The sequence below is a fragment of the Comamonas sp. Y33R10-2 genome, from assembly GCF_019355935.1.
Taxonomy (GTDB): Bacteria; Pseudomonadota; Gammaproteobacteria; order Burkholderiales; family Burkholderiaceae_C; genus Comamonas.
This window is the reverse complement of record NZ_CP079925.1, coordinates 179138-205414: the sequence shown is the minus strand read 5'-3', so window position 1 is coordinate 205414 and position 26277 is coordinate 179138. Positions and strand designations below refer to the sequence as shown.

Annotated in this window: 26 protein-coding genes; 18 read left to right on the top strand and 8 right to left on the bottom strand. The window is 57.3% G+C overall.

Annotation, left to right across the window (positions count from 1 at the left end; all coding sequences use genetic code 11):
• Positions 1 to 28: 28 nt before the first annotated feature.
• Both KUF54_RS00815 and KUF54_RS00810 read right to left on the bottom strand, forming a co-directional pair.
• Positions 29 to 910 (bottom strand): lysophospholipid acyltransferase family protein, encoded by an 882-nt coding sequence (locus KUF54_RS00815; RefSeq protein WP_219344368.1) that lies wholly within the window; start codon positions 908 to 910, stop codon positions 29 to 31.
• Entirely contained in the window at positions 907 to 1779 is an 873-nt protein-coding gene (locus tag KUF54_RS00810) for a lysophospholipid acyltransferase family protein (RefSeq protein ID WP_219344366.1), read from the bottom strand. The genes KUF54_RS00815 and KUF54_RS00810 overlap by 4 nt, the downstream gene beginning before the upstream one ends.
• Before the next feature lie 126 nt (positions 1780 to 1905).
• Here KUF54_RS00810 and metK point away from each other — a divergent pair, with 126 nt between their 5' ends.
• The gene (gene metK, locus KUF54_RS00805) at positions 1906 to 3093 is read left to right on the top strand and encodes a methionine adenosyltransferase (protein WP_219344364.1); all 1188 of its coding nucleotides are present in this window, start codon (positions 1906 to 1908) and stop codon (positions 3091 to 3093) included.
• 60 nt (positions 3094 to 3153) lie between these two features.
• Here the strand turns inward: metK and KUF54_RS00800 are convergent, their stop codons facing one another.
• Complete coding sequence (locus KUF54_RS00800) at positions 3154 to 3837, bottom strand: NUDIX domain-containing protein (protein ID WP_219344362.1); 684 nt, start codon at positions 3835 to 3837, stop codon at positions 3154 to 3156.
• A gap of 123 nt (positions 3838 to 3960) precedes the next feature.
• On the opposite strand from KUF54_RS00800, the gene KUF54_RS00795 reads away from it, so the two are divergent.
• The 6 genes from KUF54_RS00795 to KUF54_RS00770 all read left to right on the top strand — a co-directional run bounded on the left by KUF54_RS00795 (position 3961) and on the right by KUF54_RS00770 (position 10190).
• Complete coding sequence (locus KUF54_RS00795) at positions 3961 to 4806, top strand: cysteine hydrolase (RefSeq protein ID WP_219344360.1); 846 nt, start codon at positions 3961 to 3963, stop codon at positions 4804 to 4806.
• Positions 4807 to 4887: 81 nt separating this feature from the next.
• Positions 4888 to 6093 carry a nicotinate phosphoribosyltransferase gene (pncB, locus tag KUF54_RS00790; RefSeq protein WP_219344358.1) on the top strand — a complete coding sequence of 402 codons (1206 nt, stop codon included), beginning with the start codon at positions 4888 to 4890 and terminating at the stop codon, positions 6091 to 6093.
• 25 nt (positions 6094 to 6118) lie between these two features.
• The gene (locus KUF54_RS00785; RefSeq protein ID WP_219344356.1) at positions 6119 to 7822 is read left to right on the top strand and encodes an NAD+ synthase; all 1704 of its coding nucleotides are present in this window, start codon (positions 6119 to 6121) and stop codon (positions 7820 to 7822) included.
• A gap of 105 nt (positions 7823 to 7927) precedes the next feature.
• Positions 7928 to 9091 (top strand): bifunctional nicotinamide-nucleotide adenylyltransferase/Nudix hydroxylase, encoded by a 1164-nt coding sequence (locus tag KUF54_RS00780; protein ID WP_219344354.1) that lies wholly within the window; start codon positions 7928 to 7930, stop codon positions 9089 to 9091.
• 78 nt (positions 9092 to 9169) lie between these two features.
• A complete protein-coding gene (locus tag KUF54_RS00775) occupies positions 9170 to 9676 on the top strand; it encodes a GNAT family N-acetyltransferase (protein ID WP_219344352.1) in 507 nt (168 codons plus the stop codon).
• A gap of 172 nt (positions 9677 to 9848) precedes the next feature.
• A complete protein-coding gene (locus tag KUF54_RS00770) occupies positions 9849 to 10190 on the top strand; it encodes an H-NS family nucleoid-associated regulatory protein (RefSeq protein WP_219344350.1) in 342 nt (113 codons plus the stop codon).
• Here KUF54_RS00770 and KUF54_RS00765 read toward each other — a convergent pair.
• On the bottom strand, positions 10184 to 12862 hold the full coding sequence (locus tag KUF54_RS00765; protein ID WP_255576206.1) for a chemotaxis protein CheW: 2679 nt from the start codon (positions 12860 to 12862) through the stop codon (positions 10184 to 10186). The genes KUF54_RS00770 and KUF54_RS00765 overlap by 7 nt on opposite strands.
• A 241-nt stretch (positions 12863 to 13103) precedes the next feature.
• Here KUF54_RS00765 and groES point away from each other — a divergent pair, with 241 nt between their 5' ends.
• Together groES and groL are read left to right on the top strand one after the other, a co-directional pair.
• A complete protein-coding gene (gene groES, locus KUF54_RS00760) occupies positions 13104 to 13394 on the top strand; it encodes a co-chaperone GroES (RefSeq protein ID WP_099738785.1) in 291 nt (96 codons plus the stop codon).
• A 98-nt stretch (positions 13395 to 13492) separates the two neighbouring features.
• Positions 13493 to 15142 carry a chaperonin GroEL gene (gene groL, locus KUF54_RS00755; RefSeq protein WP_219344348.1) on the top strand — a complete coding sequence of 550 codons (1650 nt, stop codon included), beginning with the start codon at positions 13493 to 13495 and terminating at the stop codon, positions 15140 to 15142.
• Between the two features lie 157 nt (positions 15143 to 15299).
• On the opposite strand, the gene KUF54_RS00750 is transcribed toward groL, so the two are convergent.
• Together KUF54_RS00750 and KUF54_RS00745 are read right to left on the bottom strand one after the other, a co-directional pair.
• Positions 15300 to 16466, bottom strand: a complete 1167-nt coding sequence (locus tag KUF54_RS00750; protein ID WP_219344346.1) for a porin — start codon at positions 16464 to 16466, stop codon at positions 15300 to 15302.
• Positions 16467 to 16686: 220 nt separating this feature from the next.
• Entirely contained in the window at positions 16687 to 17757 is a 1071-nt protein-coding gene (locus KUF54_RS00745; protein WP_219344344.1) for a porin, read from the bottom strand.
• 325 nt (positions 17758 to 18082) lie between these two features.
• Between KUF54_RS00745 and coq7 the strand changes: the two genes are divergently transcribed.
• Positions 18083 to 18700 carry a 2-polyprenyl-3-methyl-6-methoxy-1,4-benzoquinone monooxygenase gene (gene coq7, locus KUF54_RS00740; RefSeq protein ID WP_219344342.1) on the top strand — a complete coding sequence of 206 codons (618 nt, stop codon included), beginning with the start codon at positions 18083 to 18085 and terminating at the stop codon, positions 18698 to 18700.
• A gap of 73 nt (positions 18701 to 18773) precedes the next feature.
• Here coq7 and KUF54_RS00735 read toward each other — a convergent pair whose 3' ends face one another.
• Positions 18774 to 19226, bottom strand: a complete 453-nt coding sequence (locus KUF54_RS00735) for an OsmC family protein (protein WP_219344340.1) — start codon at positions 19224 to 19226, stop codon at positions 18774 to 18776.
• 381 nt (positions 19227 to 19607) lie between these two features.
• Between KUF54_RS00735 and ilvA the strand changes: the two genes are divergently transcribed.
• Genes ilvA through KUF54_RS00720 form a run of 3 tightly spaced genes read left to right on the top strand, consistent with a single transcriptional unit; the run spans position 19608 to position 22629 of the window.
• The gene (ilvA, locus tag KUF54_RS00730; protein ID WP_219344338.1) at positions 19608 to 21161 is read left to right on the top strand and encodes a threonine ammonia-lyase, biosynthetic; all 1554 of its coding nucleotides are present in this window, start codon (positions 19608 to 19610) and stop codon (positions 21159 to 21161) included.
• A 54-nt stretch (positions 21162 to 21215) separates the two neighbouring features.
• Positions 21216 to 22043, top strand: coding sequence for an adenosylcobinamide-GDP ribazoletransferase (locus tag KUF54_RS00725; RefSeq protein WP_219344336.1), 828 nt, complete (start codon positions 21216 to 21218; stop codon positions 22041 to 22043).
• Between the two features lie 7 nt (positions 22044 to 22050).
• Entirely contained in the window at positions 22051 to 22629 is a 579-nt protein-coding gene (locus KUF54_RS00720; RefSeq protein ID WP_219346213.1) for a histidine phosphatase family protein, read from the top strand.
• On the opposite strand, the gene KUF54_RS00715 is transcribed toward KUF54_RS00720, so the two are convergent.
• On the bottom strand, positions 22622 to 23092 hold the full coding sequence (locus tag KUF54_RS00715) for a general secretion pathway protein C (RefSeq protein WP_219344334.1): 471 nt from the start codon (positions 23090 to 23092) through the stop codon (positions 22622 to 22624). The genes KUF54_RS00720 and KUF54_RS00715 overlap by 8 nt on opposite strands.
• A gap of 46 nt (positions 23093 to 23138) precedes the next feature.
• Here KUF54_RS00715 and gspG point away from each other — a divergent pair, with 46 nt between their 5' ends.
• The 5 genes from gspG to gspK all read left to right on the top strand — a co-directional run bounded on the left by gspG (position 23139) and on the right by gspK (position 26244).
• Positions 23139 to 23591, top strand: a complete 453-nt coding sequence (gene gspG, locus KUF54_RS00710) for a type II secretion system major pseudopilin GspG (protein WP_219344332.1) — start codon at positions 23139 to 23141, stop codon at positions 23589 to 23591.
• A gap of 99 nt (positions 23592 to 23690) precedes the next feature.
• A complete protein-coding gene (locus KUF54_RS00705) occupies positions 23691 to 24146 on the top strand; it encodes a prepilin-type N-terminal cleavage/methylation domain-containing protein (RefSeq protein WP_370627597.1) in 456 nt (151 codons plus the stop codon).
• On the top strand, positions 24143 to 24496 hold the full coding sequence (gene gspI, locus KUF54_RS00700; RefSeq protein ID WP_219344330.1) for a type II secretion system minor pseudopilin GspI: 354 nt from the start codon (positions 24143 to 24145) through the stop codon (positions 24494 to 24496). Before KUF54_RS00705 ends, gspI begins: the two co-directional genes overlap by 4 nt.
• Before the next feature lie 3 nt (positions 24497 to 24499).
• Positions 24500 to 25186: a prepilin-type N-terminal cleavage/methylation domain-containing protein gene (locus KUF54_RS00695; protein WP_219344328.1), complete on the top strand. Its 687-nt coding sequence runs from the start codon at positions 24500 to 24502 to the stop codon at positions 25184 to 25186.
• Positions 25183 to 26244 carry a type II secretion system minor pseudopilin GspK gene (gene gspK / locus KUF54_RS00690; protein WP_219344326.1) on the top strand — a complete coding sequence of 354 codons (1062 nt, stop codon included), beginning with the start codon at positions 25183 to 25185 and terminating at the stop codon, positions 26242 to 26244. The genes KUF54_RS00695 and gspK overlap by 4 nt, the downstream gene beginning before the upstream one ends.
• Positions 26245 to 26277: the final 33 nt, after the last annotated feature.

The window sequence follows — 26277 nt, the reverse complement described above, 5'->3', positions numbered from 1 at the left end:
TCAAGCGTTGTGTTAGCGGCTCTTAGTATTATTTTTCACGATAAAGCGACGCCTCACCATCTGGGCGCGACTTAAAGCGCTTATGCACCCAGTAGTACTGCGGCACCATGGTCATGATGGCGGCCTGCAGCTCGCGATTCATGCGAGCGGTGTCAGCCACGTGATCATCCGTAGGGAAGTTCTCCCAAGCCGGAGTCAGCTCGGCGACATAGCCTTCAGGCGTCATGCGGTTGTACAGCGCCACGACCTTAGCCTTACCCAACCGGGCAAAACGCGACAATGATGGAATCGTGGCCGTGTTCTGCACTGCAAAGAACGGCACAAACACCGAGTCGTTCTTGCCATAGTCCATATCAGGCAAAAGATATAGCAGTCCACCCTTGCGCACGCAAGAGATGATGGGTTTTACGCCATCAGCGCGGTTGAGCATTTTCACGTTACCAAAACGCTGGCGACCGGTCATAAACCAAGCGTCTAGATCGGGGTCAGGGTTGGTCGCAAAGATAGAAGTGAATTCGCGCTCGGTGTTCAGCGGCAGCGCCAAACCGCCCGCATCCATGCTGTAAAAGTGCGGCGCAAACACGATGGTCGGCGTATCACCTTCCAGCTCATGCGTGGCCCCCACCAGCTTGACGCGACTGCGCACCAACTCTTCAGAGCCAAACCACAGCCAGCTTCTGTCTAAGAACGTCTGGCAAAAGACTTCGAAAGACTCTTTCGCCCATGCTTTGCGCTGAGCAGCAGGCACATCCGGAAAGCACAACTCAAAATTGCGCAGCGCAATACGGCGGCGCTGGCCTGCCACGACAAACAGCAAGCGCCCCAAAAACTTACCCAAGCCGCGCAGCATGGGCAGGGGCAGCTTGGCCAGCACATGCATCAAACCAATGGCAATCTTGCTTCCGCTCATGCGTTGTCTCCCGATTTGGCCGGCGCTGCGGCCTCGCTGCGCTCTACACGCGGCTGCTTATAGCGGCCGTAACCCCACAGATACTGCTCAGGGCATTGGCGAATGGTTTTTTCCATGGCCAGATTAATTTGCTGCACGCCAGCATCCAGCGTGGTGACGTCTGTCATAGAGCACTCTTCAAAATACAAGGTATAACCGCGCCCGCCACTCAAGCGCTCACAACGCGCCAACACCACGGCCGCGCCGGTTTGCAGCACCAAACGGGCTGCCAGCGTCATCGTGTAAGCGTCACGGCCAAAGAAGGGGGCCCATGCGCCTTGCCCATCCGGTGGCACTTGGTCGGGCAGCAAGCCCACGGCCTCGCCCTTGCGCAAAGCCTTGATCATTTGCCGCACGCCAGACAATGTGGTCGGCACCGCCTGCACACCGGGGCGATTGCGCGCAGTTTCCAAAATCTCAGCCAACCAGCTTTGGCGTGCCGGGCGGTAAAGCACGGTAATGGGGCCATGCTGAGCCGACCAGCGCTGCGCGGCAGCCTGCACCGACATTTCGAAGCAGCCCAAATGAGGGGTCAAAAAGACAATGCCCTTACCTTGGGCATAGGCCTTTTCTACGCATTCGCCATTGACGATGTTGCAAGGCGGCAGTTGCTGGCCCAGCCAGATACGCGGCATCTCGAACACCATGCGACCGGCGTGACCAACCGCACCACGCACTTGCCCAAAGCGGTAACCCGCCTGCGCTGCGTTGGCAGAAAACCGGCGTCGGTAGGTTGGGGATAACAGCAAAATCAGCCAGCCCATGGCTGCACCTAGCATGTGCAATAGCCACAAAGGCAGCGCTGCAAAGAATCGAAACAGGGAAGGCATTAGAATAATGGGGTCGCTGAGTTAAAGAGCAACTTGCAGGGCGACGTTAAAACAAAACTGCTAAAGCGTTCGCCAGACTTCTGAGTTTAGGCAACGCAATTGCCCCAGCTACAAGGAGTTATATCAATGGCGAACAGCGATTTTCTGTTTACCTCGGAATCGGTTTCTGAAGGTCACCCCGACAAGGTCGCGGACCAGATCTCTGATGCGATTTTGGACGCTATTTTCACCCAAGACCCGCACAGCCGCGTGGCAGCCGAGACACTGACCAACACCGGTCTGGTGGTATTGGCAGGTGAAATCACCACCGGCGCGAATGTCGACTACATCCAAGTTGCGCGCGACACCATCAAACGCATTGGCTACGACAACACCGACTACGGCATCGACTACAAGGGTTGCGCCGTCCTCGTTGCTTACGACAAGCAAAGCCAAGACATTGCCCAAGGCGTGGACAAGGCCAGCGACGATGAGCTGAACACCGGCGCTGGCGACCAAGGCCTGATGTTTGGCTATGCCTGCGATGAAACGCCCGAGCTGATGCCCGCGCCTATCTATTACGCACACCGCCTGATGGAGCGCCAAGCCCAGCTGCGCAAGGATGGCCGTCTGCCCTTCCTGCGCCCTGACGCCAAGAGCCAAGTGACTTTGCGCTATGTGGATGGCAAGCCCCACAGCATTGACACCGTGGTGCTATCCACCCAGCACAGCCCCGATCAGTCGGAAACAGCGACCAAGATGAAGGCATCGTTTACCGAAGCCATCATTGAAGAGATCATCAAGCCCGTGCTGCCCAAAGAGTGGCTGCTGGACACCAAGTATCTGATCAACCCCACCGGCCGCTTCGTCGTGGGCGGCCCTCAGGGCGACTGCGGCCTGACCGGTCGCAAGATCATTGTCGATACCTACGGCGGTGCCTGCCCTCACGGCGGTGGTGCTTTCTCGGGTAAAGACCCAACCAAGGTGGACCGCTCGGCTGCTTACGCTGCCCGCTACGTGGCCAAGAACGTGGTCGCCGCCGGTCTGGCGCGCCAGTGCCAGGTTCAAGTGGCCTACGCCATTGGCGTGGCTCGCCCCATGAACATTACCGTGTACACCGAAGGCACAGGCGTGATTCCCGATGCGGAAATCGCCAAGCTGGTGGCTGCGCACTTCGACCTGCGCCCTAAGGGCATCATCCAGATGCTGGACCTGCTGCGCCCCATCTACAGCAAGACCGCCGCCTACGGCCACTTTGGCCGTGAAGAACCGGAATTTACGTGGGAACGTACGGACAAGGCTGCGCTGCTGCGCGCTGCTGCCGGCCTGAAGTAATTCAGCCATTCATACAAAAGGCCACCGATATTTCGGTGGCCTTTTTTTATTTCAACCTTCTCAAAGTCCTCTGGCACTCAGCGCCAGCGTCTGGCTATAGCCCGGTTTAGCCCGGTACAACTGCGCTGGGCGATGCGCGCCGCCTTGCTGCATGGCGCCGGGCACGGGTTCGAGCCAATCCATCTCGTCCATCTTGCGGCGAAAGCTCACCTTGTTCAGCGGCTCGCCCAAGATATTTTCATACACCTGCTGCAACTGCGGCAGCGTGAATGTCTCGCCGCACAAGTGCACAGGCAGCGAGGAATACAGGCTTTTACTGCGCACACGCGCCAGTGCCGCATCCAGAATGGCGCGGTGATCAAACGGCAGTTGCGGCAGGGCTGAGACGGGCACAACCAGCAAATCTGCACGATCAGGCGGCAGGTTTTGCACAGGCAATAAAGCGCAATAAGCCACCGCAACAGACCAACCCCGCGGATCACGCGCCGGGCCACTAAAGGTGGCAAGTTGCTCTAGGTATGCGCCTTCAATGCCCACCTTGGATTTGAGCACCCGCGCTGCACTGGCTTGGGCATCGGCATCTTCTGCGGTATGAACAAAGCCACCGGGCAAGGCCCATACTCCTGAAAATGGAGCAACAGCGCGGCGCAGCAGCACGGCGTGCAACTGCTGCTCAACCAAAGTGAGAAGCACGACATCGACGCTGACTTGAATGGCCTCTCTCAACCCGGCACTTTGATTCATTTCTTTACCAACTTCGTTTTCTTTTAATGGATTATTTCACAATCACTCAAGTTTACTTAGTTGCAAATATATTTTAAGTAATTTAGACTGCAGGCATTGCACATCATCCGGAAGGTCAAAACCATGAGCTACACAGACACCCAGTTACTCATCATCGACCCGCAAAATGACTTCTGCGACCTGCCTGCCGATTGGCAACCGCGCTCGCCCATCACAGGGCAGATCACTGCGCCAAGCCTGCCCGTGACAGGAGCTCACGCCGATATGCAGCGTCTCGCCAGCTGGATTACCAGCCAAGGCGCCAAGCTGGCACAAATCACCATCACCCTCGATTCGCACCAGAGCTACGACATTGCCCACCCCGTCTTCTGGCAACAACGGGACGGCAGTGCAGTTACACCCTTCACCCAGATCACGGCGGCGCAGGTCCGCGCTGGTGACTTTGCCCCGCGCAATACGCCAGAGCTGCCCCGCACCCTGCAGTATGTTGACCAGCTGGAAGCGCAGGGCAGCTACACGCTAATGGTCTGGCCGCTGCACTGCGAGATTGGCAGCTGGGGCCACGGCGTGCATGCCAGCGTGCTCAGCGTCTGCCTCCAGTGGCAAGAGGTGCAGCACCGCGCCGTGCGCCATGTCTTCAAGGGCATGCACCCCTGGACTGAGCATTACAGTGCCATTCGCGCCGAGGTGCCTAATGCGCAAGACCCAGAAACCGGGCTGAATACACCCTTGCTGGAGCGCCTGCGCCACAACCAAACGCTGGTGATTGCCGGTGAGGCCAGCAGCCACTGCGTGCGTGCCACGACCGAGCACATTGTGCAGAACTGGGGCAGCGGTGATCTCTCACGCATCGTGCTGCTCACCGACTGCATGAGCCCCGTCGCTGGGTTTGAAGCTGCGCACACCGACTTCCTGCAGCGCATGCGTGCAATCGGTGTACGCTGCGAAACCAGCGCCAGCTTTGGTTGATAGAAAAAACCAGAGAAAAATCGATTCCTAGTCCTTATTTAATAAGCACTAGCAGCTCACATTTTTGACAAGAAGAACAGCATGCAGCCAATCATCACCAACCTGCTGGACACCGACCTCTACAAGTTCACCATGTGGCAGGCCATGCTGCACCGCCACCCTCAAACCGAGGCGGTGTATGAGTTTGTCTGCCGCACGCCCACGGCCTTTCCGTTGACCGATTTGCTGCCCGAAGTAGAGCGAGAGTTGGATGCGCTTTGCAGCCTGCGCTTTGGCAAAGACGACTTAGATTACCTGGCTAGCCTGCGTTTCATCAAAAGCGACTTCATCGACTTTTTGCGCATCTTTCAGCTGCAGCGCTCCTTCATCAAAGCCTGGGCCGATGGCGACACCCTGCACATCGAGGCGCGCGGCCCGCAGGTCCACGTGATGGGCTTTGAGATTTACGTGCTGTCCATCGTCAACGAGCTGTATTTTCGCCGCTTTGATGAGCAAGCGGCCATCACCGAAGGCCGCAAGCGGCTGGCCCACAAAATCGAACAACTCAAGCACTTGGCCGAGGAAGCCACGCTGCGCAACCCCTTTGAGCTGTTTGACTTTGGCGTGCGCCGGCGCTTCTCCGGCGCTTGGCAGCGCGAGGTGGTGCAAGCCTTTGCGCAAGAGACTTCGCAGTGGTTCAGGGGCACATCCAATGTGCTGATGGCACGCGACATGAATTTGGTGCCCATTGGCACCATGGCGCACGAATATCTGCAAACCTACCAAGCACTGGGCGTGCGCCTGCGCGACTTCCAAGTCGCAGCGTTGGAAGACTGGGTGCAAGAGTACCGGGGCGACCTCGGTATCGCCCTGACCGATACCGTGGGCATGGACGCATTTCTGGCCGACTTCGACCTGTACTTTGCCAAGCTATTCGACGGCCTGCGCCACGACTCAGGGGACCCGTTTGAGTGGGGTGAAAAAGCCATCGCCCACTATGAAAAGCTGCGCATTCCACCCCAAAGCAAGCGCCTGGTCTTCTCAGACGGGCTGGACTTGGACATGGCTCTCGCCCTGTACCACCGCTTTGCCGATCGCATTCAGTGCGGCTTTGGTGTGGGCACGCGCCTGACCAACGATATGGGCCTGACCACCATCAACATCGTGATGAAGTTAACCCACGCCAACGGCCAGCCCGTGGCCAAAATTTCAGACTCGCCCGGCAAGACGCTGTGCAACGATGAGACCTATCTGGCCTATCTGCGCCAGGTTTTCAGCATTGCGGAACCCGCGGCCAAAAAGGCTTGAAACGTCTGACTTACAGGAGAAAGCCATGTTGAAAGTCACCCTCGCCCAGCTTAATTACACCGTAGGCGACATTCAGGGCAATATCCGCCGCATGAGCGAAGCTGCTGCCAAGGCGGCAGCCGATCAGGCTGATTTGGTAGTCTTCTCCGAGCTGTCGCTGTCGGGCTACTACCCCGGCGACATGCTGGACGAGCCCAGTTTTCTGCAGCGGCTGGATGCCGGTCTGCAGGACTTGCTGGCCGCCACGCGCCAGCACCCTGATCTGCACTGGGTGGTGGGTGCCCCCACGCGCCACCAAGGCCCCGGCAAGCCGCTGCACAACAGCCTGCTGGTGCTCAAAGACGGGCAGATTCGCCTGCAGTACGACAAGCAACTGCTGCCCACCTACAACATTTTTGACGAGCGCCGCCACTTTGAGCCAGGCGCCGACACCGCCAAGGTGCTGCGCGTGGGCAACTGCCAGGTAGGCTTTCTGGTCTGCGAAGACGGCTGGAACGACGAAGGCGCGGACTACGCTACCAACCCGTTTTCACGCATGGGAGACGCTGCGCCCGACATGGTGGTCAGCATCAACGCCAGCCCCAGCCACCTGGGAAAGCGCGAGCAGCGCCATGAGGTCTTCACCCAAGCAGCGGCGCGGCACAAGCTGTCAATTCTTTATGTGAACCAGATTGGCGGGCAGGACCAGATCGTGTTTGACGGTGCCTCCTTCGTGGTGGAGCCCGAAGCCGGTGTGGTGTTCGAGGCCAAGCGTTTTGAGGAAGACATTTACACACTGGAGCTGAGCGATGACGGCCACTTCAAGTCTCTGAATGGATCGGCCCTGCATGCCGTACCCACACAGGGTCTGCCCACCATGGAGTTCTACCGCCAGCAAATCGTACTGGGTCTGCGCGACTATGCGCGGCGCTGCGGCTTCAAGCAGGTGGTGGTGGGCAGCTCCGGCGGTATTGATTCGGCACTGACGCTGGCTTTGGCCGTGGATGCGCTGGGCGCTGACAACGTGGTCGGCATCACCATGCCGTCGAGCTATTCGTCGGCCGGCTCGGTGGATGACTCGGTGGATCTGTGTCGCAATCTGGGCATCAAGCTCTACGAGCACCCGATTAAAGAGTTGGTCACCACCTATGCCCGCCAGTTTGAGGCCAGCTTTGGCGAGCCGCTCAAGGGCCTGGCTCTGGAGAATCTGCAGGCCCGCACTCGCGGCACCACGCTGATGGAGTTCAGCAACGCCTTTGGCCACCTGCTGCTGACCACGGGCAACAAATCCGAAGTGTCTGTGGGCTACTGCACGCTGTATGGCGACACCAATGGCGGCCTGGGTCTGCTGGGCGATCTGTACAAGACCGAGGTCTTTGAGCTGTCGCGCCACATCAATGCACATGCGGGCCGTGAGCTGATTCCGCAGGTCATCATCGACAAACCGCCCTCGGCCGAACTGGCACCGGGCCAAAAGGACGAAGACAGCCTGCCGCCTTATGCCGTGCTGGACGAAATCCTCAAGTGGCATATCGAGGGCCAGCATCTGTCCAGCAAGGAGTACGCCCATGCCGCAGCCTTTGTGGAAAAACTGCGCACCCAGACCGGCGGGCCTGAGATCATTGCGCGCGTGCAAAAGCTAGTGTTTCGCAGCGAGTACAAGCGCAGGCAAGCCCCGCCCATGCTGCGCGTGCGCCCTCGCGCCTTTGGTACCGGCCGGCAAATGCCAATTGCGGCACACTACGAGTAAGAGTTACGTAAAAAGTGAGCATCCAGTCCATATATTCCGTGGACTGGAGTCTCTTTTGAGCAATATGCCCCACCGGGCGCTGATTTCTGTACGGGTTTCGCTCTCATGCCTCAAGCCAGTTCCTACACCGCCAGCAAGCACATTACTTCTGCCTCGCCAGAGACGCTACCCACATCGATGCCCCTGCACACCGCCGTGCTGATTGGTCGTTTTCAGCCCCTGCACAACGGCCATATGGCGCTGCTGCACGCCGCATTGCAGCGCGCACGCCAGGTGGTCGTGGTGCTGGGCAGCGCCTGGCAAGCTCCCAACCCCAAAAACCCCTTTAGCTGGCAAGAGCGTGCGCAGATGCTGCGCAACGCGCTATCAAAAGAGGACGCTGCACGCGTGCAGTGCGTGCCCGTGCGCGACTATTACAACGAGCCGCTGTGGGTCAACGCCGTGCGCAGCGCCGTGCAGGCGCATGTGCCAGAAGGCGCCAGCGTGGCGCTGGTGGGCCACTTCAAAGACTCCAGCAGTAGCTATCTGGCCCGCTTTCCCGGCTGGGAGCTGATCAGCCTGCCACGTCTGGGCCAGTTTGATGCCACGCCACTGCGCGACATTCTTTTTGGCGAAGACAGCGCGTCGGCAGAGGCCTTGAGCGCCACCCTAGGCAAGCTCTCTACCCAAATGCCTCAGAGCACGCTGAGATTTTTGCAGCACTGGGCACAAACGCCTGAATATGTGCGCCTGCAAAAAGAGTGGCACATGCTGAAAAGCTACAAAGAAGCTTGGGCCAAAGCGCCTTACCCGCCCATGTTTGTGACGGTAGATGCGCTGCTGCGCTGTCATGCCAAGGGCCAAGACCATGTGCTGCTCATTCAGCGCGGCCATGCGCCCGGTGTGGGCCAATGGGCCTTGCCCGGCGGCTTTTTAGAGCAGCGCGACAGCCTGTGGCAGTCTTGCCTGCGCGAGCTGCGCGAGGAGACTTGCTCCACCATCAGCGAAGCCGATCTGCTGGCCGCCTTGCAAGCCGTGCAAGTCTTTGATCACCCTGACCGCAGCCTGCGCGGGCGCACCATCACCCATGTGCATTATTTGGATTTAGGCATGCAGCCAGCCCTGCCGCCCGTGCAAGGCGCAGACGATGCAGCCCTTGCACGCTGGGTGCCGATTGCAAACTTGGCACAGATGGAGGCGAGCTTTTTTGAAGACCACTTCAAGATCCTCTGCCAGTTCCTTCCCATTTCGCTTTTGCACGGTGAGCAGCCGGCTCGGCAACTCGCTTAAAACGCTTAGAGCGAAAAATTCATAACTACAAGTCTTTACTCAATAAAGACTAGAGCCCTATTTTCTTTAAAAACAATCATGAGCACTTTGAACATCCGCCCCGCCACCGAGCAAGACATAGACCTCATCTTGTTCTTTGTGCGAGAGCTGGCCATTTACGAAAAAGCCGAAGACGAAGCCAAGGCCACGCCTGAGCATGTACGCCGCACCCTGTTTTGCGAGCACCCAGCCGTCTTTGGCCTGATCTGTGAAGTCGATGGCAAAGCGGTGGGCTTTGCTGTGTATTTCTTCAATTACTCCACTTGGCAAGGCCAGCACGGCTTGTATTTGGAAGACCTTTACATCACCCCCGACGCTCGTGGTCACGGTGCTGGCAAAGCGCTGTTGCAGCACTTGGCGCAAATCGCCATTGCCAAAGACTGTGGCCGCTTTGAATGGAGCTGTCTGGACTGGAACACGCCCTCGCTGAAGTTCTACGACAGCTTGGGCGCCCTGCCGCAAACGGAGTGGATTCGCTACCGCATGACAGGGGGTGCCCTGCAAGCCCTTGCAAGCGGCACAAAAACCGTCAACGAAGCCGCGTAAAAGCATGCACATTGATGCGCGCCACCCACCAACTGGCGTGCATTCCCTTGGCTGTTAAGGAGTACGCAACTTCACCAAGGTAAGAGGTAACAGCTTGCGTCAAAATATGGGGCTTTAATAAAAATAATTAGGCGGCAATAAAGCTGGCCTTCACACTCATCGGAATCTCTTGATGCCCAGCTACAAAGAACTCATCGCCCGCAAAAGCGAACTTGACAAACGTATTGAAGAAATGCGCGACATCGAAGCCAAAGAGGCTTTGGTCACCATCAAGCAATTAATTGAGACTTTCGGTTTCACTTCTCAGCAAGTCTTCCCGTGGAAGCCTGAAGAGAAAAAGAAGGTAGAAGCCAAGTACTACGACCCCGAAAGCGGCGCTAGCTGGACTGGCCGCGGCAAGCCGCCAAAGTGGATTGACGGCAAGGACCGCAGCCAGTACGAGATCAAGACGGAGTCAGCCATCCAGTACTACAGCGCACCGCTGGACGAAAACAATCCCTTTCCGGTTCAGTAAGTAACGCCCACCTGAGCGGGCGCCTTGAGCATCGCCACCAAGGCCGCCACGTTCAGGCACTGAATGAGCAAATCACCGTCGTTGGCTTGAATCAAGCTCTCCACCAGTGACTCACGCATGTGCGCCAATGCAGGCGCTCTGCGCATTTGCCCCGCTTGCAGTCTGACGACGCCTTCCAGATCGCTGACCAGCAAGCCCAGCCTCAGCCCTTGGTGCTCCAGCACAATCACTTGACTTTGCGCGCTTCTGAGCAGGGGTTTGCCATAAAGCAAAGTGCTCAGATCAAACACCCAGACATAGCCAGCCACCACACCTTGGCTACGCCTTGCAAGAGTGCCAACGCAGTGCGGCAAGCGACCGGCGGATACGGGGGCAATGTCGGCTGCGCTTTGTGCCTCCAGCACACAGGCTGCGTCTACGGCCAGCACGCTGTTGCCCACAAAGAACGTCGCCATTTCCATGTTTTCCCCCGTTGTTGGCATAGCCGACGGCAGGCTTTGCACACGGGTGCTGCGGCGCCAGACTGCAGCTTGGGCATCGTCCTGCACCGGCCCGAAGGCCTGCACGGAAAGGGCTAGCACCTCCTCCTCATAGCCATCGCTACGCTTGAATTCACGGTAGCCGCTGCCTGCCGTCACCGCCACCACGCAGTATTGGCCTTGATACGCCATGGCCCGCGCAAGACTCTGGCCGGCCGACAAAGTCAGCATATCGGCAGGCAAATCCAGCACCGAGCCCGGCAAGATTTGCGCTGACGATGAGGACATCACGACGCCTGAGCGATTGAAGAAGGCCACCTGCCGACTCGCTCCAGCACCGCCAGCAGGCAAATCGCTCGTATCCCTCTTATCAGCCTGCGTACCCAGCACACCTTGCAGCATGGCTTCAAACTCGCGCTGCGCATGGAAGATGAGTCCAATACCGCCCAGCACCTCGCCCGTACAAGAGCGAATGGCTGCGTGATAAACATAGGTCGGCTCGCCAGTCGCCTGCAAATCAGAAGGGCTCCACGGCGAGACGTAATAGGCCTGCGCTCCTTGCAAGGCTTGCACTTTGAGCAAAGTCTCTCGCTCGACAAAGTGGCCTATCAGATCATCTTGCGCACCGCCCGCTAAGCTTGCCGCCACAATTTTTCCGTGAGCGTCGTACACCACGATCTGCTGATAGACCGTGTAAAGCGCATGAATGGCGGTGAGTAACTCGCACGCCTCGGCGCTCATGCCTTCGGTGGCTTTGCCTAACTTCAAGGCTTGCAACAAGGCGGGCAATTGCGGCGTCAAGGCCCACCAGCGGCAATCATTGGCGCGCTCGTAGAGATTGCGGTCCAGCAAACCCACCAGCAGACGGGTCAGCAAGCTGTTATCGCGCAGCGCCGTCGCCAGCACCGTGCTGTAGAGGGAGCGAATGGACTGGGTAAACACCTCGTTGGTGCGAGCGCCTGTCTCGCCAATTTGCTCCAGCACGGCCTGTAGCCGGGTGTTGTCCGCTTGCTTGCCAGCAGACATGGCTTGCCCGTTCCAGACCACTCGCCTGATGGTGTCTGCCGCACTAGAAATGGCATGTAATGGTGGGCAAAATCGATGGGCATGGGCCAGCAAGCCTTGGGCCACCACAGCATCTACACCCTGCAAAGCGCTGCTCCCCTGTGTTCCAAAAGCCAACTCGATAGGCACCATCATTTGCGCACGCCAGCCCTGCGGGCCCATATAGCCTTGATAGCCGGCGGGCACCTCGGACTGCACCAAATAAGTGCGCCCCCCATGCGTCAAAAGCGGGTTTGCACCATTTTTGTGAGGCTTCAACTGCAGACCTACGCCAATCCAATGCCTATCGCTACTGGCCAGCACCTGACCCTGCGCATCCAGCAGCAGGGCAATACTGGTATCAGCCTCATCACCCCCGGCTGAGGCACGCTCATCCCACAGCCCCTGCATCTCGCCTTCAAAATCAAAACACAGGCACAGCACACCCACGGGCTGCTGGGTGACGGGATGCAGCATGCGGTGTGCATAAATCAGCCCGCTGGGCTGATTGGGCAGCAAATCAGTCGCACCAAATACCTGCACAAAGCTTTGGCTTTGCAGCGCCTGCGCAATCAGTGGATCGCGGCATAGCCTACTTGCTGCACTATTTTCTGCTCGCGTCCCCTGTGTGCTCGCCTGCACATGACCCTCGCAATCGAGCAGCAGCACCTCTTGATACACCGTGTACTTGCTGCGGTAGGCCCGCAGGCGCTGGGTGATCTGTTCTTTATCGGCAGGAGCATGTCCATCCAGCCCCGCCATAAAGCGACAAAGCAAAACATCCGTCGCTAAAAAGCCCACATCAGCGGTTCGCTCATACAGATTGCGTACCAGCGTATCCATCAGGTGCTGGGCTTGGCTGTGCAAGCCGCGGCTTACGCCCTCAACCGCCTGCGCCACCATGGACTGCACCAAGTCCTGCTCTAACTGTTCAAAGCCTGTGCGCGTCGCAGCCATCATGGGCAGCAAAGCCTGTGCCTCCTGCGGGCAATTCATCTTGGCGGATGACTCGATGAGCCGCCACATCAGGCTCAACTCTTGCAGCGAACTTTCACATCGCGCCACTTGGCGCATGTGGGCAATGAAGCTGTCTATCTGCAGCGTGTCTTGCGCGTACTGGGCCAATGAAATATGTTTTTTTTGAGGCATGCTGCAGCGCAGCAAGACTCGGGCCTATTTGTAAGTAAAGTTACATATCGCGGGTACTAACCCTTGACCAAGTGCATTTCCCTTTCAGCCATCAAGACAGGGCTTGAAAATGCGACGATTTGCCGTATTATTAGCACTCGAAGGGGTTGAGTGCTAACAACTTGCCCCTAACTATTCCGAATGTCAGCCATGAGGGCTGGCAAGTCTTGTTTCAACTTTGTTGATGTATTTAGGAGTTGCTATGAACCTGCGTCCCCTGCACGATCGTGTGATCGTCAAGCGCCTCGAAAACGAAACTAAGACAGCATCGGGCATCTATATCCCCGACAACGCTGCCGAGAAGCCTGACCAAGGCGAAGTGCTGGCAGTGGGTCCCGGCAAGCGTAACGACAAGGGCGAACAAATCGCTCTGAACGTGAAGGTCGGCGACCGCGTTCTGTTCGGCAAGTACTCTGGCCAAACCGTCAAGGTTGATGGCGACGAGCTGCTGGTGATGAAGGAAGACGACCTGTTCGCAGTCGTCGAGAAGTAATTCTCCCCCTTCGTCCAAAAAACCAAATTTCATAGCTGCAAGTCCTCATATTCATTGGACTTGAAAGCGATTTGATCTCAAATTTTTAGGAGCCAAAAATGGCAGCAAAAGACGTAGTTTTCGGTGGTGAAGCCCGCGCACGCATGGTTGAAGGCGTGAACATCTTGGCTAACGCAGTCAAGGTCACTCTGGGCCCTAAGGGTCGCAACGTGGTGCTGGAGCGCTCGTTCGGCGCCCCTACCGTGACCAAGGACGGTGTGTCCGTGGCCAAGGAAATCGAACTCAAGGACAAGCTGCAGAACATGGGCGCTCAGCTCGTGAAGGAAGTGGCCTCCAAGACCAACGACATCGCTGGTGACGGTACAACTACTGCTACCGTGCTGGCTCAAGCCATTGTGCGTGAAGGCTCCAAGTACGTTGCTGCTGGCCTGAACCCCATGGACCTGAAGCGCGGTATCGACAAGGCTGTCGCCGCACTGGTGGAAGAGCTGAAGAAGCAATCCAAGGCCACCACTACTTCCAAGGAAATCGCTCAAGTTGGCTCCATCTCCGCCAACTCCGACGAATCCATCGGCAAGATCATCGCTGACGCGATGGACAAGGTCGGCAAGGAAGGCGTGATCACCGTTGAAGAAGGCAAGTCCCTGGACAACGAACTCGACGTCGTTGAAGGCATGCAGTTCGACCGCGGCTACCTGTCGCCCTACTTCATCAACAACCCAGAAAAGCAAGCCGCTGTTCTGGACAACCCCTTCGTGCTGCTGTTCGACAAGAAGATCAGCAACATCCGTGACCTGCTGCCGACACTGGAGCAAGTTGCCAAGGCTGGCCGTCCCCTGCTGATCATTGCTGAAGATGTTGAAGGCGAAGCCCTGGCAACTTTGGTGGTGAACACCATCCGCGGCATCCTGAAGGTTGTGGCTGTGAAGGCTCCTGGCTTTGGCGATCGTCGCAAGGCCATGCTGGAAGACATCGCCATCCTGACTGGCGGCAAGGTCATCGCTGAAGAAGTGGGCCTGGCTCTGGACAAGGTCACTCTGGAAGATCTGGGCCAAGCTCAGCGCGTCGAAATCGGCAAGGAAAACACCACCATCATCGACGGTGCTGGCCAAGCTGCTGAAATCGAAGCCCGCGTCAAGCAAATCCGCGCTCAGATCGAAGAAGCTACTTCCGACTACGACCGTGAAAAGCTGCAAGAGCGCGTGGCCAAGCTGGCCGGCGGTGTTGCCGTGATCAAGGTTGGCGCTGCCACCGAAGTCGAAATGAAGGAAAAGAAGGCCCGCGTTGAAGACGCCCTGCACGCTACTCGCGCTGCTGTGGAAGAAGGCATCGTGGCCGGCGGCGGCGTGGCTCTGCTGCGCGCCAAGCAAGCTGTGGGCTCTTTGACCACTGGCAACGTCGAGCAAGACGCTGGTATCAAGCTGGTGCTGGCCGCTGTGGAAGCGCCTCTGCGCGAAATCGTGGCTAACGCCGGTGGCGAGCCATCGGTAGTGGTGAACGAAGTTCTGAAGGGCCAAGGCACTTTCGGCTTCAACGCTGCAAACGACACCTACGGCGACATGTTGGAAATGGGTATTCTGGACCCCACCAAGGTGACACGTACTGCTCTGCAGAACGCTGCATCCGTGGCCTCCCTGCTGCTGACTACAGAGTGCATGATTGCTGAAGCCCCTAAGGCTGACGGCGGCGGCGCTCCTGATATGGGCGGCATGGGCGGCATGGGCGGCATGGGCGGCATGGGCATGTAATTGCCAAGCTGCGATTGAGTGGCTTCAGCCACTCAGTTCCGCAAACAAAAAGGCCGCTTTTGCGGCCTTTTTTGCGCCTGTCTGATATGCACAGGTTTCTCGGGTCATAAAAAAGCCAGCCAAATTATTTGGCTGGCTTTTTTAGATGAATCGATGATTAGAAACGATGACGCAGCCCCACCGTGATACCTGTGCGTTTGGTAGCGCCATTGGTTCCATCCAGAACTACACCGGCTCCACCCTTGGTTTTAGTGTGATCAACGGCAAAATAGGCATCCGTACGTTTGGAGAATGCATAGTCTGCAACAGCGACAATGAAATCTGCCTTACCGTTGAAATTCCCGCCATTCGATCCACTTTGTTTGGCATGGTAGTAATGCAGGCCTGCATTAAACTGCGGTGTCACCTGATAGCCAAAACCAACCTTAATCATTTCGCGCTTATTAGCCGCATTCAGTGGCGAGCTTCCACCAACAAATCCGCCATTAGAGCTGCCGGTCCAGAAATTATTCAAAACAGCAATATCAGTACCTTGGTATAACGCAGGCGCACCACTGTTATCTTTTCGCTTATTCTGAGCATAGCCTGTCATCAAATACAGATCACCCATTCTGTAGGATCCGCCCAGAGTCCATGCATCCACTTTGGTCCCGCCAGGAAGGGTAGTACTTAAATAACCTACCCCTGCAGAGATACCACTTTGCGAATAGCGCAGGTAACCACCTGCCGTCTTGAGACCTGTACTCAGCCCGGGTGTAAATGCACCTCGCTTAGCGAATGTATCTCCCTCATCAAAAGAATATTGTAGGCTACCGCGGACTGGTCCAAATTCTGCCGTGTATTTCAGCATGTTATTGGAGCGAGCTCCCATGGCCATGCCAATTTCAGGCTTGTATGCGTCCATATATGGCGAGTATGGAAACGACGCATAAGTAGACGTCACCAAATCGAACAACATGTTGTACTGGCGACCCATGGTGATCTGGCCAAAGCTGCTGCTTCGCAAACCTACCCATGACTGTGCAAAATAAGGCTGAGCAGCGCTAGAGTTGCCAGAATCAGTTGCAAAGCGATTTTCTAAATTTGCGATGGCAGAAAGGCCACCGCCCAAATCTTCTTTGACATTAATACCCCAACGGCTTTCAGACATACCACCGCCAACCATCTTTGTCAGACCACTTTTATTCGCACCTTCGTTAGTAGTGTGTCGGACTGCCGCATCCACAATGCCATAAAGCTGCACGCTGCTCTGTGCATAAGCCCAGCTGCCCAGAGAACCCAGAACCGCCAAAGCCAATGTCTTTTTCACAAACGAAGTCGCCATTGTGTTGCCTCTCTTTTATTGAATACACGGTTGGAAGAAATTTCATTCTAAAAATTCTTCATCCAACTGCGCAGTCTTTGGCGCAAGAGCAACACAGGCCTTTCCCTGCGGTAAAAACCCCTCAGCAATTACCCTTCACCTTCAAAGCATAAAAAAAGAGCCTGTCTTTCGACAGGCTCTTTTGACTTTTAAACAGTTACTGGCTTACACCAGCAATTGATTAGAAAGCGTGGCGGATACCAACTTGAGTACCGACTTGGCTTTGGCCAGAAGCGATACCACCCAGAGTGTTGGACTGGCCGTAGGCGCCAGCTGCATCCAGAGTCATGGCAGAACCGTCCTTGTTCTTCAGGTAAGCCACGGTACCGTACAAAGCAGTGCGCTTAGACAGGTTGTGGACATAACCAACGGAGAACTGGTGAGCCTTGGTGTTGAAAGCCTTTTGGTCGTACAGAGCGTACTGAGCCTTCACTTCGCCAACGCCGCCCACAGGAGCAGACATACCGATCAGGTATGTGTTGATCTTCGAGGAAGAAGCGCCATCAGCCTTGTACTTGATCTGGTTAGCCATACCGGTGACCTTGGCAGCGCCGAAGTCGTAGGAAGCACCGATAGAGTAGGTGTCACGATCAACAGAAGCGCCCGACAGGCCAGTCTTCAGTGTTGCGTAAGCAGCAGTCACGCTCAGAGGACCGTTGTCATAGCCAACCATACCACCGGCGTAACGGCCAGCCTTAGGAGCGCCAGCAATGGTGCTTGCCTTTTCATCGAAAGCGTAAGCAACGCTAGCGTTGAAACCGCTGAAGTTAGGAGTAGCGTAAGTGATCATGTTGCTGGCACGAACAGCATTGCCGTCAGTTTGACCAGTAGCAGCCCAGTCTTGGAAGCCCAAGTAACGGCCAACGCCAGCAGCGTTAAACACGTCGTACTTGTTGATAGCGCGGAAAGTAGGAGTCAGTTCACGACCCAGACGCACTTCACCGAAACCGCCAGCCAGACCAACAGTGGATTCGCGCTTGAAGTCAAAGCCGCCGCCGACGTCATTGCCCAGGCCGCCTTCCAGCGTGAACTTAGCCTTCAGACCACCGCCGAGGTCTTCCACACCGCGGAAGCCCAGACGGCTAGTAGCGTTGCCGCTGTTGCCCAGGCCGTAAGCGCTGGAGTTGCTTGCGCCAGCGTGGTTCACATAACCAACGTTTGCGTCAACGATACCGTACAGGGTCACGGAAGATTGAGCCATTGCGGCGCCGGAAGCGGCCAGCACTGCCAAGGCAATCAGGGATTTTTTCATTACGAGTTACTCCAAGGTTTAGAAGGGCGCCGGTTCTATGTAAGAGAGACTTAAGCCTCGAGCTCCACCGGTTTCCCGCGCCAACCTCCTGGTGGGGAAGTTGGGTCTATTGCACCAGACCCCCGCAAGCAGCGCAAAGGAATTCCCCCAAAAAGCTCGGATTCGGGTTGTTTTCGTTGCGGTACTGCAACAAACCCTTGGCACACGCTATTGGGTACTCACTTAAGGGTTCGTGCTTGGTATTGCCCCAGCACAAGTAGCGGGAGAGCTACTCTGGTGTACCTTACGCACATTGGCGCCATCTAGCGCCGCACCGAGTCACCCAATGGATCAATTTCTGACTGCTGCAGATGCAGCGCTTCGCACCTTGTTTGCCGACCCCAGAGCGGCGCAATCGTCGCCAGCCACCGGCATTGCCGAAGCTAATTTGAGCGACGAGCAGCGCAAGCTGTCTGCCGCCTTGATGCGTGTCAACCATGTGGGCGAGGTCTGCGCGCAAGCGCTCTACAACGCGCAGGCCATGGTGACTAAGGATGCAAAGCTGCGCGAACACTTGCTGCATTCGGCACGCGAAGAGATGGATCACTTGGCTTGGACGCGCGAACGCTTGCATGCCCTTGGCGACCGCCCTTCTCTCTTAAACCCTCTATGGTTCGCTGGCGCATTTGCAATTGGCACGATTGCAGCCAAGATCAGCGATGCAACCAGTCTGGGCTTTGTGGTTGAGACAGAAAATCAAGTTGCAGCGCATCTGGAAAGTCATCTAGGCCGCTTACCCGAAGAAGATCTTGCATCTCGCACTGTGGTGGAGCGTATGAAGGACGATGAAGAGCGCCACGCGGCAGCGGCGATTGACGAAGGTGCCATGCAGCTACCGCCCGTGGCCCAAGGCCTGATGCGCGCTGCGGCCAAGGTAATGACCATCACTGCACACCGCATTTAAGCGGTTTAAAGCATAAAAAACGGGCCGCTGAGGCCCGTTTGTGTTTTCTGATCGCTGCTTTTCGAGGCGCCGTTCAAGCTTCAACCAGATCAAAGCCCGTCGTAATCACAGCCGTATGGCCTAGCATGATGGTTGCTGAGCAATATTTATCATGACTCATGGCAATCGCACGCTCAACCGCAGTCTCGGGCAGGTTTTTGCCACTGACGGTGAACTGCATATGAATTTTGGTGAACACCTTGGGGTCTGTGTCCGCGCGCTCAGATGTCAGTTGCACGCTGCAACCCTTCACGTCGTGGCGACCACGCTTGAGAATCAGCACCACGTCATAGGCTGAGCACCCCCCGGCCCCTGCCAGCAGCATCTCCATAGGGCGCGGCGCCTGATTGCGGCCGCCGTTGGCCGGATTCTTCTCATCCGGCGCGCCATCCATGTTGACTATATGACCGCTGCCGGTCTCCGCCACAAAACCCATTCCTGAGCGCATACCGGTGGTTGCGCCTGTCCAACTAACTGTGCATTCCATTAGTGCATCCTCTTGAAACTGTTGCAATTCTGCATCAAATCCAGAAAAACCCGAATTCTTTTGCACAACAAAAACAAATCTCATACAATACAAACAAGCGTTACCTGCTAGGTCTTACCCGCAGGCAGACTGCAGATTACTGGAAAGTCCTAATCTGCATCGCACCAGTTGTCTCCTCCACCTCCTCTAATGGTGGATTCAGCCCCTAGTTTCTGACTAGGGGCTTTTTTTCGTCTGGACTTTGCGCATGTACTCCAGGCGACAGGGCGCCCCTCTTGAGCGAATACTGCAGCGCAGCAAGCAAGCGCCTATCATGGTCGGCTTCTATGCACCCGGCAGGCTGATTGCCCTGACTTTGGTGCTCCGCCTTTGATTTGCACAATGACTCAAGCCCTCACCCCTGCCGATTACCTGACACGCATCATCAATGCTCGCGTCTACGACGTGGCCGTGGAATCAGACCTGGACATTGCCAAGAACCTCAGCCGCCGCCTGCACAACAAGGTGCTGCTCAAACGCGAGGATCAGCAGCCGGTCTTTAGCTTCAAGTTGCGCGGGGCCTATAACAAGATGGCTCACCTGACAACGGAGCAACTGCAAAAAGGCGTAATCTGCGCCAGCGCTGGCAACCACGCCCAAGGCGTGGCCATGAGCGCCAAAAAGCTCGGCTCCCGCGCTGTGATCGTGATGCCCACCACCACGCCCCAGGTGAAAGTGGACGCAGTGGCCGCACTCGGTGGTGAAGTGGTGTTAGCGGGTGAGAGCTATTCCGATGCGTACAAGCATTCGGTCAAGTTGCAAAAAACCGAGGGGCTGACCTTTGTCCACCCCTTTGACGACCCCGATGTGATTGCCGGCCAAGGCACCATCGCCATGGAAATGCTGCGCCAGTTGCAAAAGCTGGGCAGCCAGCGCCTGGATGCAGTGTTTGTGGCGATTGGCGGCGGCGGCCTGATCTCGGGCGTAGCCAACTACATCAAGGCCGTGCGACCGGACATCAAGGTGATTGGCGTGCACACCAAGGATTCGGACGCCATGCTGCAATCCGTGCGCGCAGGCGAACGGGTGGAGCTGGCTGATGTGGGCCTGTTTGCCGACGGCACCGCCGTGAAGCTGGTGGGCGAGGAAACCTTCCGCATCGCCAAAAACCTGGTGGATGACTACGTGGTGGTCGATACCGATGCCGTTTGCGCCGCCATCAAGGACATCTTTGTGGACACGCGCTCCATCGTCGAGCCTTCGGGCGCACTGGCAGTGGCGGCTATCAAGCAATATGTCGCCAAGCACAAAACCAAGGGCGAGACTTACGCCGCCATTCTGTGCGGCGCCAACATGAACTTCGACCGCCTGCGCTTTGTGGCTGAGCGCGCCGAAGTGGGCGAGGAGCGCGAAGCCCTGTTTGCCGTGACCATTCCCGAAGAGCGCGGCAGCTTCAAACATTTTTGCGAAGTGGTGGGAAAGCTGCCCGGCGGCCCGCGAAATGTGACCGAGTTCAACTACCGCATCAGCCACGACAGCCGCGCCCATGTGTTTGTGGGCCTGACGACCCCCACCAAGGGCGAGAGCGAGAAGATCTGCAAGAACTTTCAAAAGAATGGCTTTGACGCCATCGACCTGACCTTTGACGAAATGGCCAAAGAGCATTTGCGCCACATGGTGGGCGGCCATTCGCCGCTGGCACAAGAAGAGCGTTTGCTGCGCTTTGTCTTCCCAGAGCGGCCCGGTGCACTGTTCAAGTTCCTCAGCCTGATGGCCCCGACTTGGAACATCTCACTATTTCACTACCGCAACCAAGGCGCGGATTACGGCCGCATTTTGGTCGGTATGCAGGTCCCGGCAAAGGACAGCAAGAAGTTCGACACCTTCTTGAAGAATCTAGGCTACCCGTGGGTGGAAGAAACCAGTAATCCGGCCTACCAGTTGTTTTTGAAATAAATTGGCCTCTAGTCCTTTATATATAAGGACTAGCAGCTCACTTTTTTGATATTCATGCAGCCTCTGCGCCACTTTCTTCTGGCCATTCAGTTCTTCAGCCGCATCCCCGTCACCGGGCGGCTGGCGGCTTGGGTGGGCTGGAGCCCAGAGCTGCAGCGCGCCAGTGCCGCGCATCTGCCCGGCGTGGGCTGGCTGGTGGGTTTGTGTGCTGCAGCACTGCTGGCTTTGGCACTGTGGCTACTGCCCGGCTCGCCGTGGACGCCACTGCTGGCTGCACTCATCAGCACCGCAGGCACGCTGTGGCTCACAGGCGGCTTTCATGAAGATGGACTGGCCGACGTAGCTGACGGCCTAGGCGGCTTTGTAGCGCCTGAGCGAGCGCTGGAAATCATGAAGGACTCACGCCTTGGCGCCTATGGCGTGATGACGCTGATCATGGCTTTGCTCACCAAAGTAGCGCTAATCGCTTTACTCATCTCCGTCATGCAGCCCGTTTGGGGCATGGCGCCCATCCTCATGCTGGTGTGCTGCATTCATGTGTTGTCGCGCTATGCACCGCTAGTGCTAATGCACAAGCTGCCGCATATTGGACTTGCAGCCAGCAGCAAGACTTTGCACGTGGCGGGCAAGCCATTGGACTGGCAAGGTTTGCTGACGGGCGCTTTGTGGTGCCTGCCGGCACTAGGCCTGCTGGCTTGGTTTGCCCATTACTCCTTGGTACTGAGCCTTTTAGCAGCCATGCTGATAACGACATGGCTGCTGCAGCGCTGGCTACGTCAACGCCTTGGCGGCATTACGGGCGATTGCCTCGGTGCCTGCCAGCAACTCAATGAACTGGCGCTGCTACTGTGCAGCGCGATTTACCTGCGCCACTTACTCTGAGACGATGATGAAAACGCTATGGCTGGTGCGCCATGCTCGCCCCTTGATTGATACAGAGCGCTGCTACGGCAGGCTGGATGTGACCGCTGATGCTCAAGCCACCGAGCAAGCGGCGCAAGCACTTCATCAGGCATTGCTACCGCTCAAAGGCAATGTGCAAATTTGCCACTCACCACTACAAAGATGTGAGCAACTAGCCAATGATTTACAAAGGCTAGAGCCAGATTTCATTTCAAAACCTGACTCACGACTGCTGGAGATCAATTTCGGCCACTGGGAAGGCCAGCGCTGGGATGACATTGGCCAGGCTGCCATCAGCGTCTGGACGCATGACTTGGCACAGCATCGCCCAGGAGCTGGTGAGTCTCTGGCGCAAATGCTCGAGCGCGTGTCACAAGCCTTGCAAGATGCGCGCCGCAGCCCTAGCCCGCATGTGGTGTGGATTTGCCACGCCGGCGTAGCCCGCTGCGTGCAATGGCTGGTGCAGCATGGCTCACAAATACCGCAAAGCCATGAATGGGTGGCACCTGCCCCGGCTTACGGCAAGTGGATGCAAATTCAGATCAGTGAACCGCAGCTCAGTTAAATGCCGCAATGGGCGGCTTGGGCAATTGCAGCACAACGCTGGCAGGGCCGTTGGCCGGGCCAAGATGGGCTTCACGCACCGACAGAGATTGCAAGATGAGGCCCTCATCTACCACCTCGCCCACCCGCACTGCTTTGCTGCCCCGGCCTTCCACTTCAATCACGGCAGCGCCGCCGCCAGACTCATTTCCAGCCAAGACACCTAGCAGCGAATAACGACTGGCCACAGGCGCTGCAGTCACAGTTGCAGGCAAAGCAATAGCCCCTAAAGCCTTGGCCATGGCTTGGGCATTGACCTGCACCGGCTGAGCAGTGGAAACAAAAGGTAACGACTGACTCGCATTACCGGCGAACTTTAGACCCCAAAACACCACGACAGCTGCAGCAGCGCTCCACAACAGCAAGGTAGTTAGCTTGACTGGCATGGGAATGCGCTTAACAGATTTGAAAGATTTTGTTCGCATGCGCCGATTATGATGGCCTCGTATTGCGTTTCGAGGACAGAGCCACATGACACCTAACAACCACCACTCACTGTCTGCTATCCGCCACGCCGCGCACCGAGGTTTTACCTTGATAGAGCTGATGGTGGTGCTGGTCATCATTGGTGTGCTGGCTGCACTCATCGTGCCCAATGTGCTGGACCGCGCCGACGATGCTCGCGTGACGGCCGCCAAGACGGATATTGCCAATATCAATCAGGCACTCAAGCTTTACCGCTTAGACAACCAGCGCTACCCCACGGCCGAGCAAGGCCTGCGCGCACTGGTCGCCAAGCCCACCTCGGGCCCTACACCCCAGAACTGGAAGCCCTATCTGGAAAAGCTGCCCAATGACCCCTGGGGCAATCCATATCAATACCTCAACCCCGGCATTAAGGCCCCCATCGACATCATGTCTTTTGGCGGTGACGGCAAAGCCGGCGGCGAGGGCAAGGATGCGGATCTTGGTTCATGGCAATAGCCTGAACAGGCTTTTGTGCGCCCTGATACATCCCTCTTAAAACCGGCACACCTCGACTGCGGCGCAGTCAGCAAGGGCCGCCCTGCGGCTAAGGCTGCCGTGTGCCTTGGTAGAAGGCGCGCGGCCACTCAGGGTGGATTTACGATCCTTGAGCTGCTGCTGGTGATTTCCATCATGGCGTTTGCGACTGCCGGCGTAAGTCTTGCGATTCGCGACAGCGGCGATCAGCAACTCGAGCGCGAAGCCCAGCGACTCGCCACACTGCTCGAATCGGCCCGCGCTCAGGCCCGCACCAATGGCTCGCTCGTTGTGTGGCGCCCCATGCCCCAAGGCTTTCGGTTTGAAGGGCTGCCAGCCCACGTAACTATGCCCACGCAGTGGCTCAAGACCGCCGTGCAAGTGCAACCCACAACACCCGTGGTGCTAGGGCCTGAGCCACTGATTCCCCGTCAAACTATTACGCTGTCCGTGCCCGGCAGCAACACGCCTCCTTTGCAGTTATCCACAGATGGCCTGCGCCCCTTTGGCATTCAAAACATGCAGGCCGCGCAATGAAGCAGCGCGGCTTTACGCTCATTGAGGTGCTGGTAGCCGTCGGTATCGTTGGCATCACGCTGCTGGCAGGTCTTCAGGCCAGCAGCGCGCTGACACTCAATGCACAACGCCAATCCGATGTGATTCTTGGCCAGCTCTGCGCCCAAAATGAGTTGGTGCGGCTGCGCCTTTTCAACCAGATGCCAGCCGTGGGCGATACCACCGTAAACTGCCTTCAGGCAGGCAGGCAAATGCAGGTGCAAGTGAGCGTGCGGCCCACTCCCAACCCCAGCTTCAGACGGGTAGATGCACAGGTTTTCTCTGAAAACTCGGCCATCTTGCGCGTTTCTACGATTGTTGCTCGCTATTAAATAATGAGCAATAAAAGTATATTTATAAAAGGCTTCACGCTCATTGAGCTGCTAGTCGCACTGGCTGCCATGGCGCTTTTGTCCATCATGAGCTGGCGCGGTATTGAGGCCATGCTGCGGGCGCAGGAAGTCAGTCGCGCACAGGGCGATCAACACGTCACCATGCAAACCGTGCTGACCCAGTGGAATACCGACCTCAACTCCCTCATGCCGCTGCAAGGCAGGCAAGTGCTGGACTGGGATGGCCAAGTGCTGCGCCTGACCCGCAAGAGCAGCGCCGCCATTGATAACGGCGCACTGGTTGTGGCTTGGAGCCGCCGCAATGTCGATGGCCAGCCGCAGTGGGTGCGCTGGCAATCGCTGCCAGCTCGCACCATCAGTGAATGGAATGAGGCGTGGAGCCAAGCCGCTCAATGGGGCCGCAACCCATCCAGCGACCAAATGCGCCGCGAAACTGTGCTGCTGCCGCTGGATCTATGGCGCGTGTACTACTACCGCAGCAATGCGTGGACCAACCCTCTATCCAGTGATCAAAGCAGCGCCAGTGTTAGTAACCCCAGCGGAACCAGCACCATGCCCACCGTGCCCGATGGCATTCGCATCGAGCTCACCTTGCCTGCTGGCAGAGCCCTGAACGGCGTGATGACCATCGATTGGGTCAACCCGCTTCGCGCGAATAACCGATCATGATCCCCCCTGTGTCGCTTCGCTCCATCCCCCCGAGGGGGACGACGCCTTCGCCGCGAGGCGGCTCTAGCTCGGCGTCTCTCACCTGTGCTGCGCCCTACCAGCAGCGCCAGCGCGGTGCGGCGCTTTTGGCGGCGATGCTGACCGTGGTCATCGTGGCCACACTAGCGTCCGCTGCGCTGTGGCAGCAGTGGCGTGATGTGCAGATTGAAACCGCAGAGCGCAACCGGGTACAAGCCAATTGGCTGCTGCTGGGCGCGCTGGACTGGTCACGCGTGGTGCTGCAAGAAGACTCTCGCGCCAACCGCAGCAACCCGGTGGATCACTTGGGCGAGCCCTGGGCGGTGCCGCTGAAGGAAGCCCGCCTGTCTACCTTTTTGGCGGCCAAGAACAATGTGAGCCAAGTCGATGACGGCACGGCAGATATGCAAAATGCATTTCTCTCCGGTGAAATCATCGATTTGCAGTCGCGCCTGAATCTGCGCAATCTGAGTGACGTGGAAAGGGCTAATACTGGGCAAATGCTGCTGCCATTTACGCGCCTGTTTGAGCGGCTAGGCTTGCCCAGCAGCGCAGTCGCGCAAATGGCGAACGCTTTACAGCAAGCCTCTTTTAGCAATGCACCCACTACGCCACTAATGCCCCGAACTGTGGCGCAACTGGTCTGGCTTGGCGTTGACCCCCGCATCATTGCCCGCATCGAGCCTTATGTCACCCTGCTGCCGCAGCGCACTCTCATCAACCTCAACACGGCCAGCGCTGAGGTGATATGGGCAAGCACCCCAGATTTGGACTGGGCTCGCGCCAACCAGTTAGTGCAGTTACGCAACGATTCCCCTTTGAAATCTTTAAGTGCGGCCTCTGAGGCGATAGGCTTGGTCAACGCCTTCAGCTCCAGCTCGCACTCCGTTACAAGCGAATACTTTGAAGCCCGTGGGCGCCTGCGGCTTGGCGACAACTCGATCAGTCAGCGCTCACTTATTGAGCGCAAAGGGATGCTCGTCAAAACCCTTTGGCAAGAGCACGCAGACTGGGGTAAGCCCACACTCGCGCTGCGTTGACAACTGCATGTCACCTCGCCCCCATAGAATGCG

What these genes read in the sequence shown, in the direction of transcription:
- KUF54_RS00725 (WP_219344336.1), top strand. Translation starts at nt 21,216, where the DNA reads ATGCAGCCTCTGCGCCACTTTCTTCTGGCCATTCAGTTCTTCAGCCGC.
- groES (WP_099738785.1), top strand. Translation starts at nt 13,104, where the DNA reads ATGAACCTGCGTCCCCTGCACGATCGTGTGATCGTCAAGCGCCTCGAA.
- KUF54_RS00810 (WP_219344366.1), bottom strand. Translation starts at nt 1,779, where the DNA reads ATGCCTTCCCTGTTTCGATTCTTTGCAGCGCTGCCTTTGTGGCTATTG.
- gspK (WP_219344326.1), top strand. Translation starts at nt 25,183, where the DNA reads ATGATCCCCCCTGTGTCGCTTCGCTCCATCCCCCCGAGGGGGACGACG.
- KUF54_RS00795 (WP_219344360.1), top strand. Translation starts at nt 3,961, where the DNA reads ATGAGCTACACAGACACCCAGTTACTCATCATCGACCCGCAAAATGAC.
- KUF54_RS00775 (WP_219344352.1), top strand. Translation starts at nt 9,170, where the DNA reads ATGAGCACTTTGAACATCCGCCCCGCCACCGAGCAAGACATAGACCTC.
- KUF54_RS00785 (WP_219344356.1), top strand. Translation starts at nt 6,119, where the DNA reads ATGTTGAAAGTCACCCTCGCCCAGCTTAATTACACCGTAGGCGACATT.
- gspG (WP_219344332.1), top strand. Translation starts at nt 23,139, where the DNA reads ATGACACCTAACAACCACCACTCACTGTCTGCTATCCGCCACGCCGCG.
- KUF54_RS00695 (WP_219344328.1), top strand. Translation starts at nt 24,500, where the DNA reads ATGAGCAATAAAAGTATATTTATAAAAGGCTTCACGCTCATTGAGCTG.
- KUF54_RS00800 (WP_219344362.1), bottom strand. Translation starts at nt 3,837, where the DNA reads ATGAATCAAAGTGCCGGGTTGAGAGAGGCCATTCAAGTCAGCGTCGAT.
- KUF54_RS00735 (WP_219344340.1), bottom strand. Translation starts at nt 19,226, where the DNA reads ATGGAATGCACAGTTAGTTGGACAGGCGCAACCACCGGTATGCGCTCA.
- KUF54_RS00765 (WP_255576206.1), bottom strand. Translation starts at nt 12,862, where the DNA reads ATGCCTCAAAAAAAACATATTTCATTGGCCCAGTACGCGCAAGACACG.
- KUF54_RS00770 (WP_219344350.1), top strand. Translation starts at nt 9,849, where the DNA reads ATGCCCAGCTACAAAGAACTCATCGCCCGCAAAAGCGAACTTGACAAA.
- KUF54_RS00720 (WP_219346213.1), top strand. Translation starts at nt 22,051, where the DNA reads ATGAAAACGCTATGGCTGGTGCGCCATGCTCGCCCCTTGATTGATACA.
- coq7 (WP_219344342.1), top strand. Translation starts at nt 18,083, where the DNA reads ATGGATCAATTTCTGACTGCTGCAGATGCAGCGCTTCGCACCTTGTTT.
- KUF54_RS00815 (WP_219344368.1), bottom strand. Translation starts at nt 910, where the DNA reads ATGAGCGGAAGCAAGATTGCCATTGGTTTGATGCATGTGCTGGCCAAG.
- KUF54_RS00750 (WP_219344346.1), bottom strand. Translation starts at nt 16,466, where the DNA reads ATGGCGACTTCGTTTGTGAAAAAGACATTGGCTTTGGCGGTTCTGGGT.
- groL (WP_219344348.1), top strand. Translation starts at nt 13,493, where the DNA reads ATGGCAGCAAAAGACGTAGTTTTCGGTGGTGAAGCCCGCGCACGCATG.
- KUF54_RS00780 (WP_219344354.1), top strand. Translation starts at nt 7,928, where the DNA reads ATGCCTCAAGCCAGTTCCTACACCGCCAGCAAGCACATTACTTCTGCC.
- KUF54_RS00715 (WP_219344334.1), bottom strand. Translation starts at nt 23,092, where the DNA reads ATGCGAACAAAATCTTTCAAATCTGTTAAGCGCATTCCCATGCCAGTC.
- ilvA (WP_219344338.1), top strand. Translation starts at nt 19,608, where the DNA reads ATGACTCAAGCCCTCACCCCTGCCGATTACCTGACACGCATCATCAAT.
- KUF54_RS00745 (WP_219344344.1), bottom strand. Translation starts at nt 17,757, where the DNA reads ATGAAAAAATCCCTGATTGCCTTGGCAGTGCTGGCCGCTTCCGGCGCC.
- gspI (WP_219344330.1), top strand. Translation starts at nt 24,143, where the DNA reads ATGAAGCAGCGCGGCTTTACGCTCATTGAGGTGCTGGTAGCCGTCGGT.
- metK (WP_219344364.1), top strand. Translation starts at nt 1,906, where the DNA reads ATGGCGAACAGCGATTTTCTGTTTACCTCGGAATCGGTTTCTGAAGGT.
- pncB (WP_219344358.1), top strand. Translation starts at nt 4,888, where the DNA reads ATGCAGCCAATCATCACCAACCTGCTGGACACCGACCTCTACAAGTTC.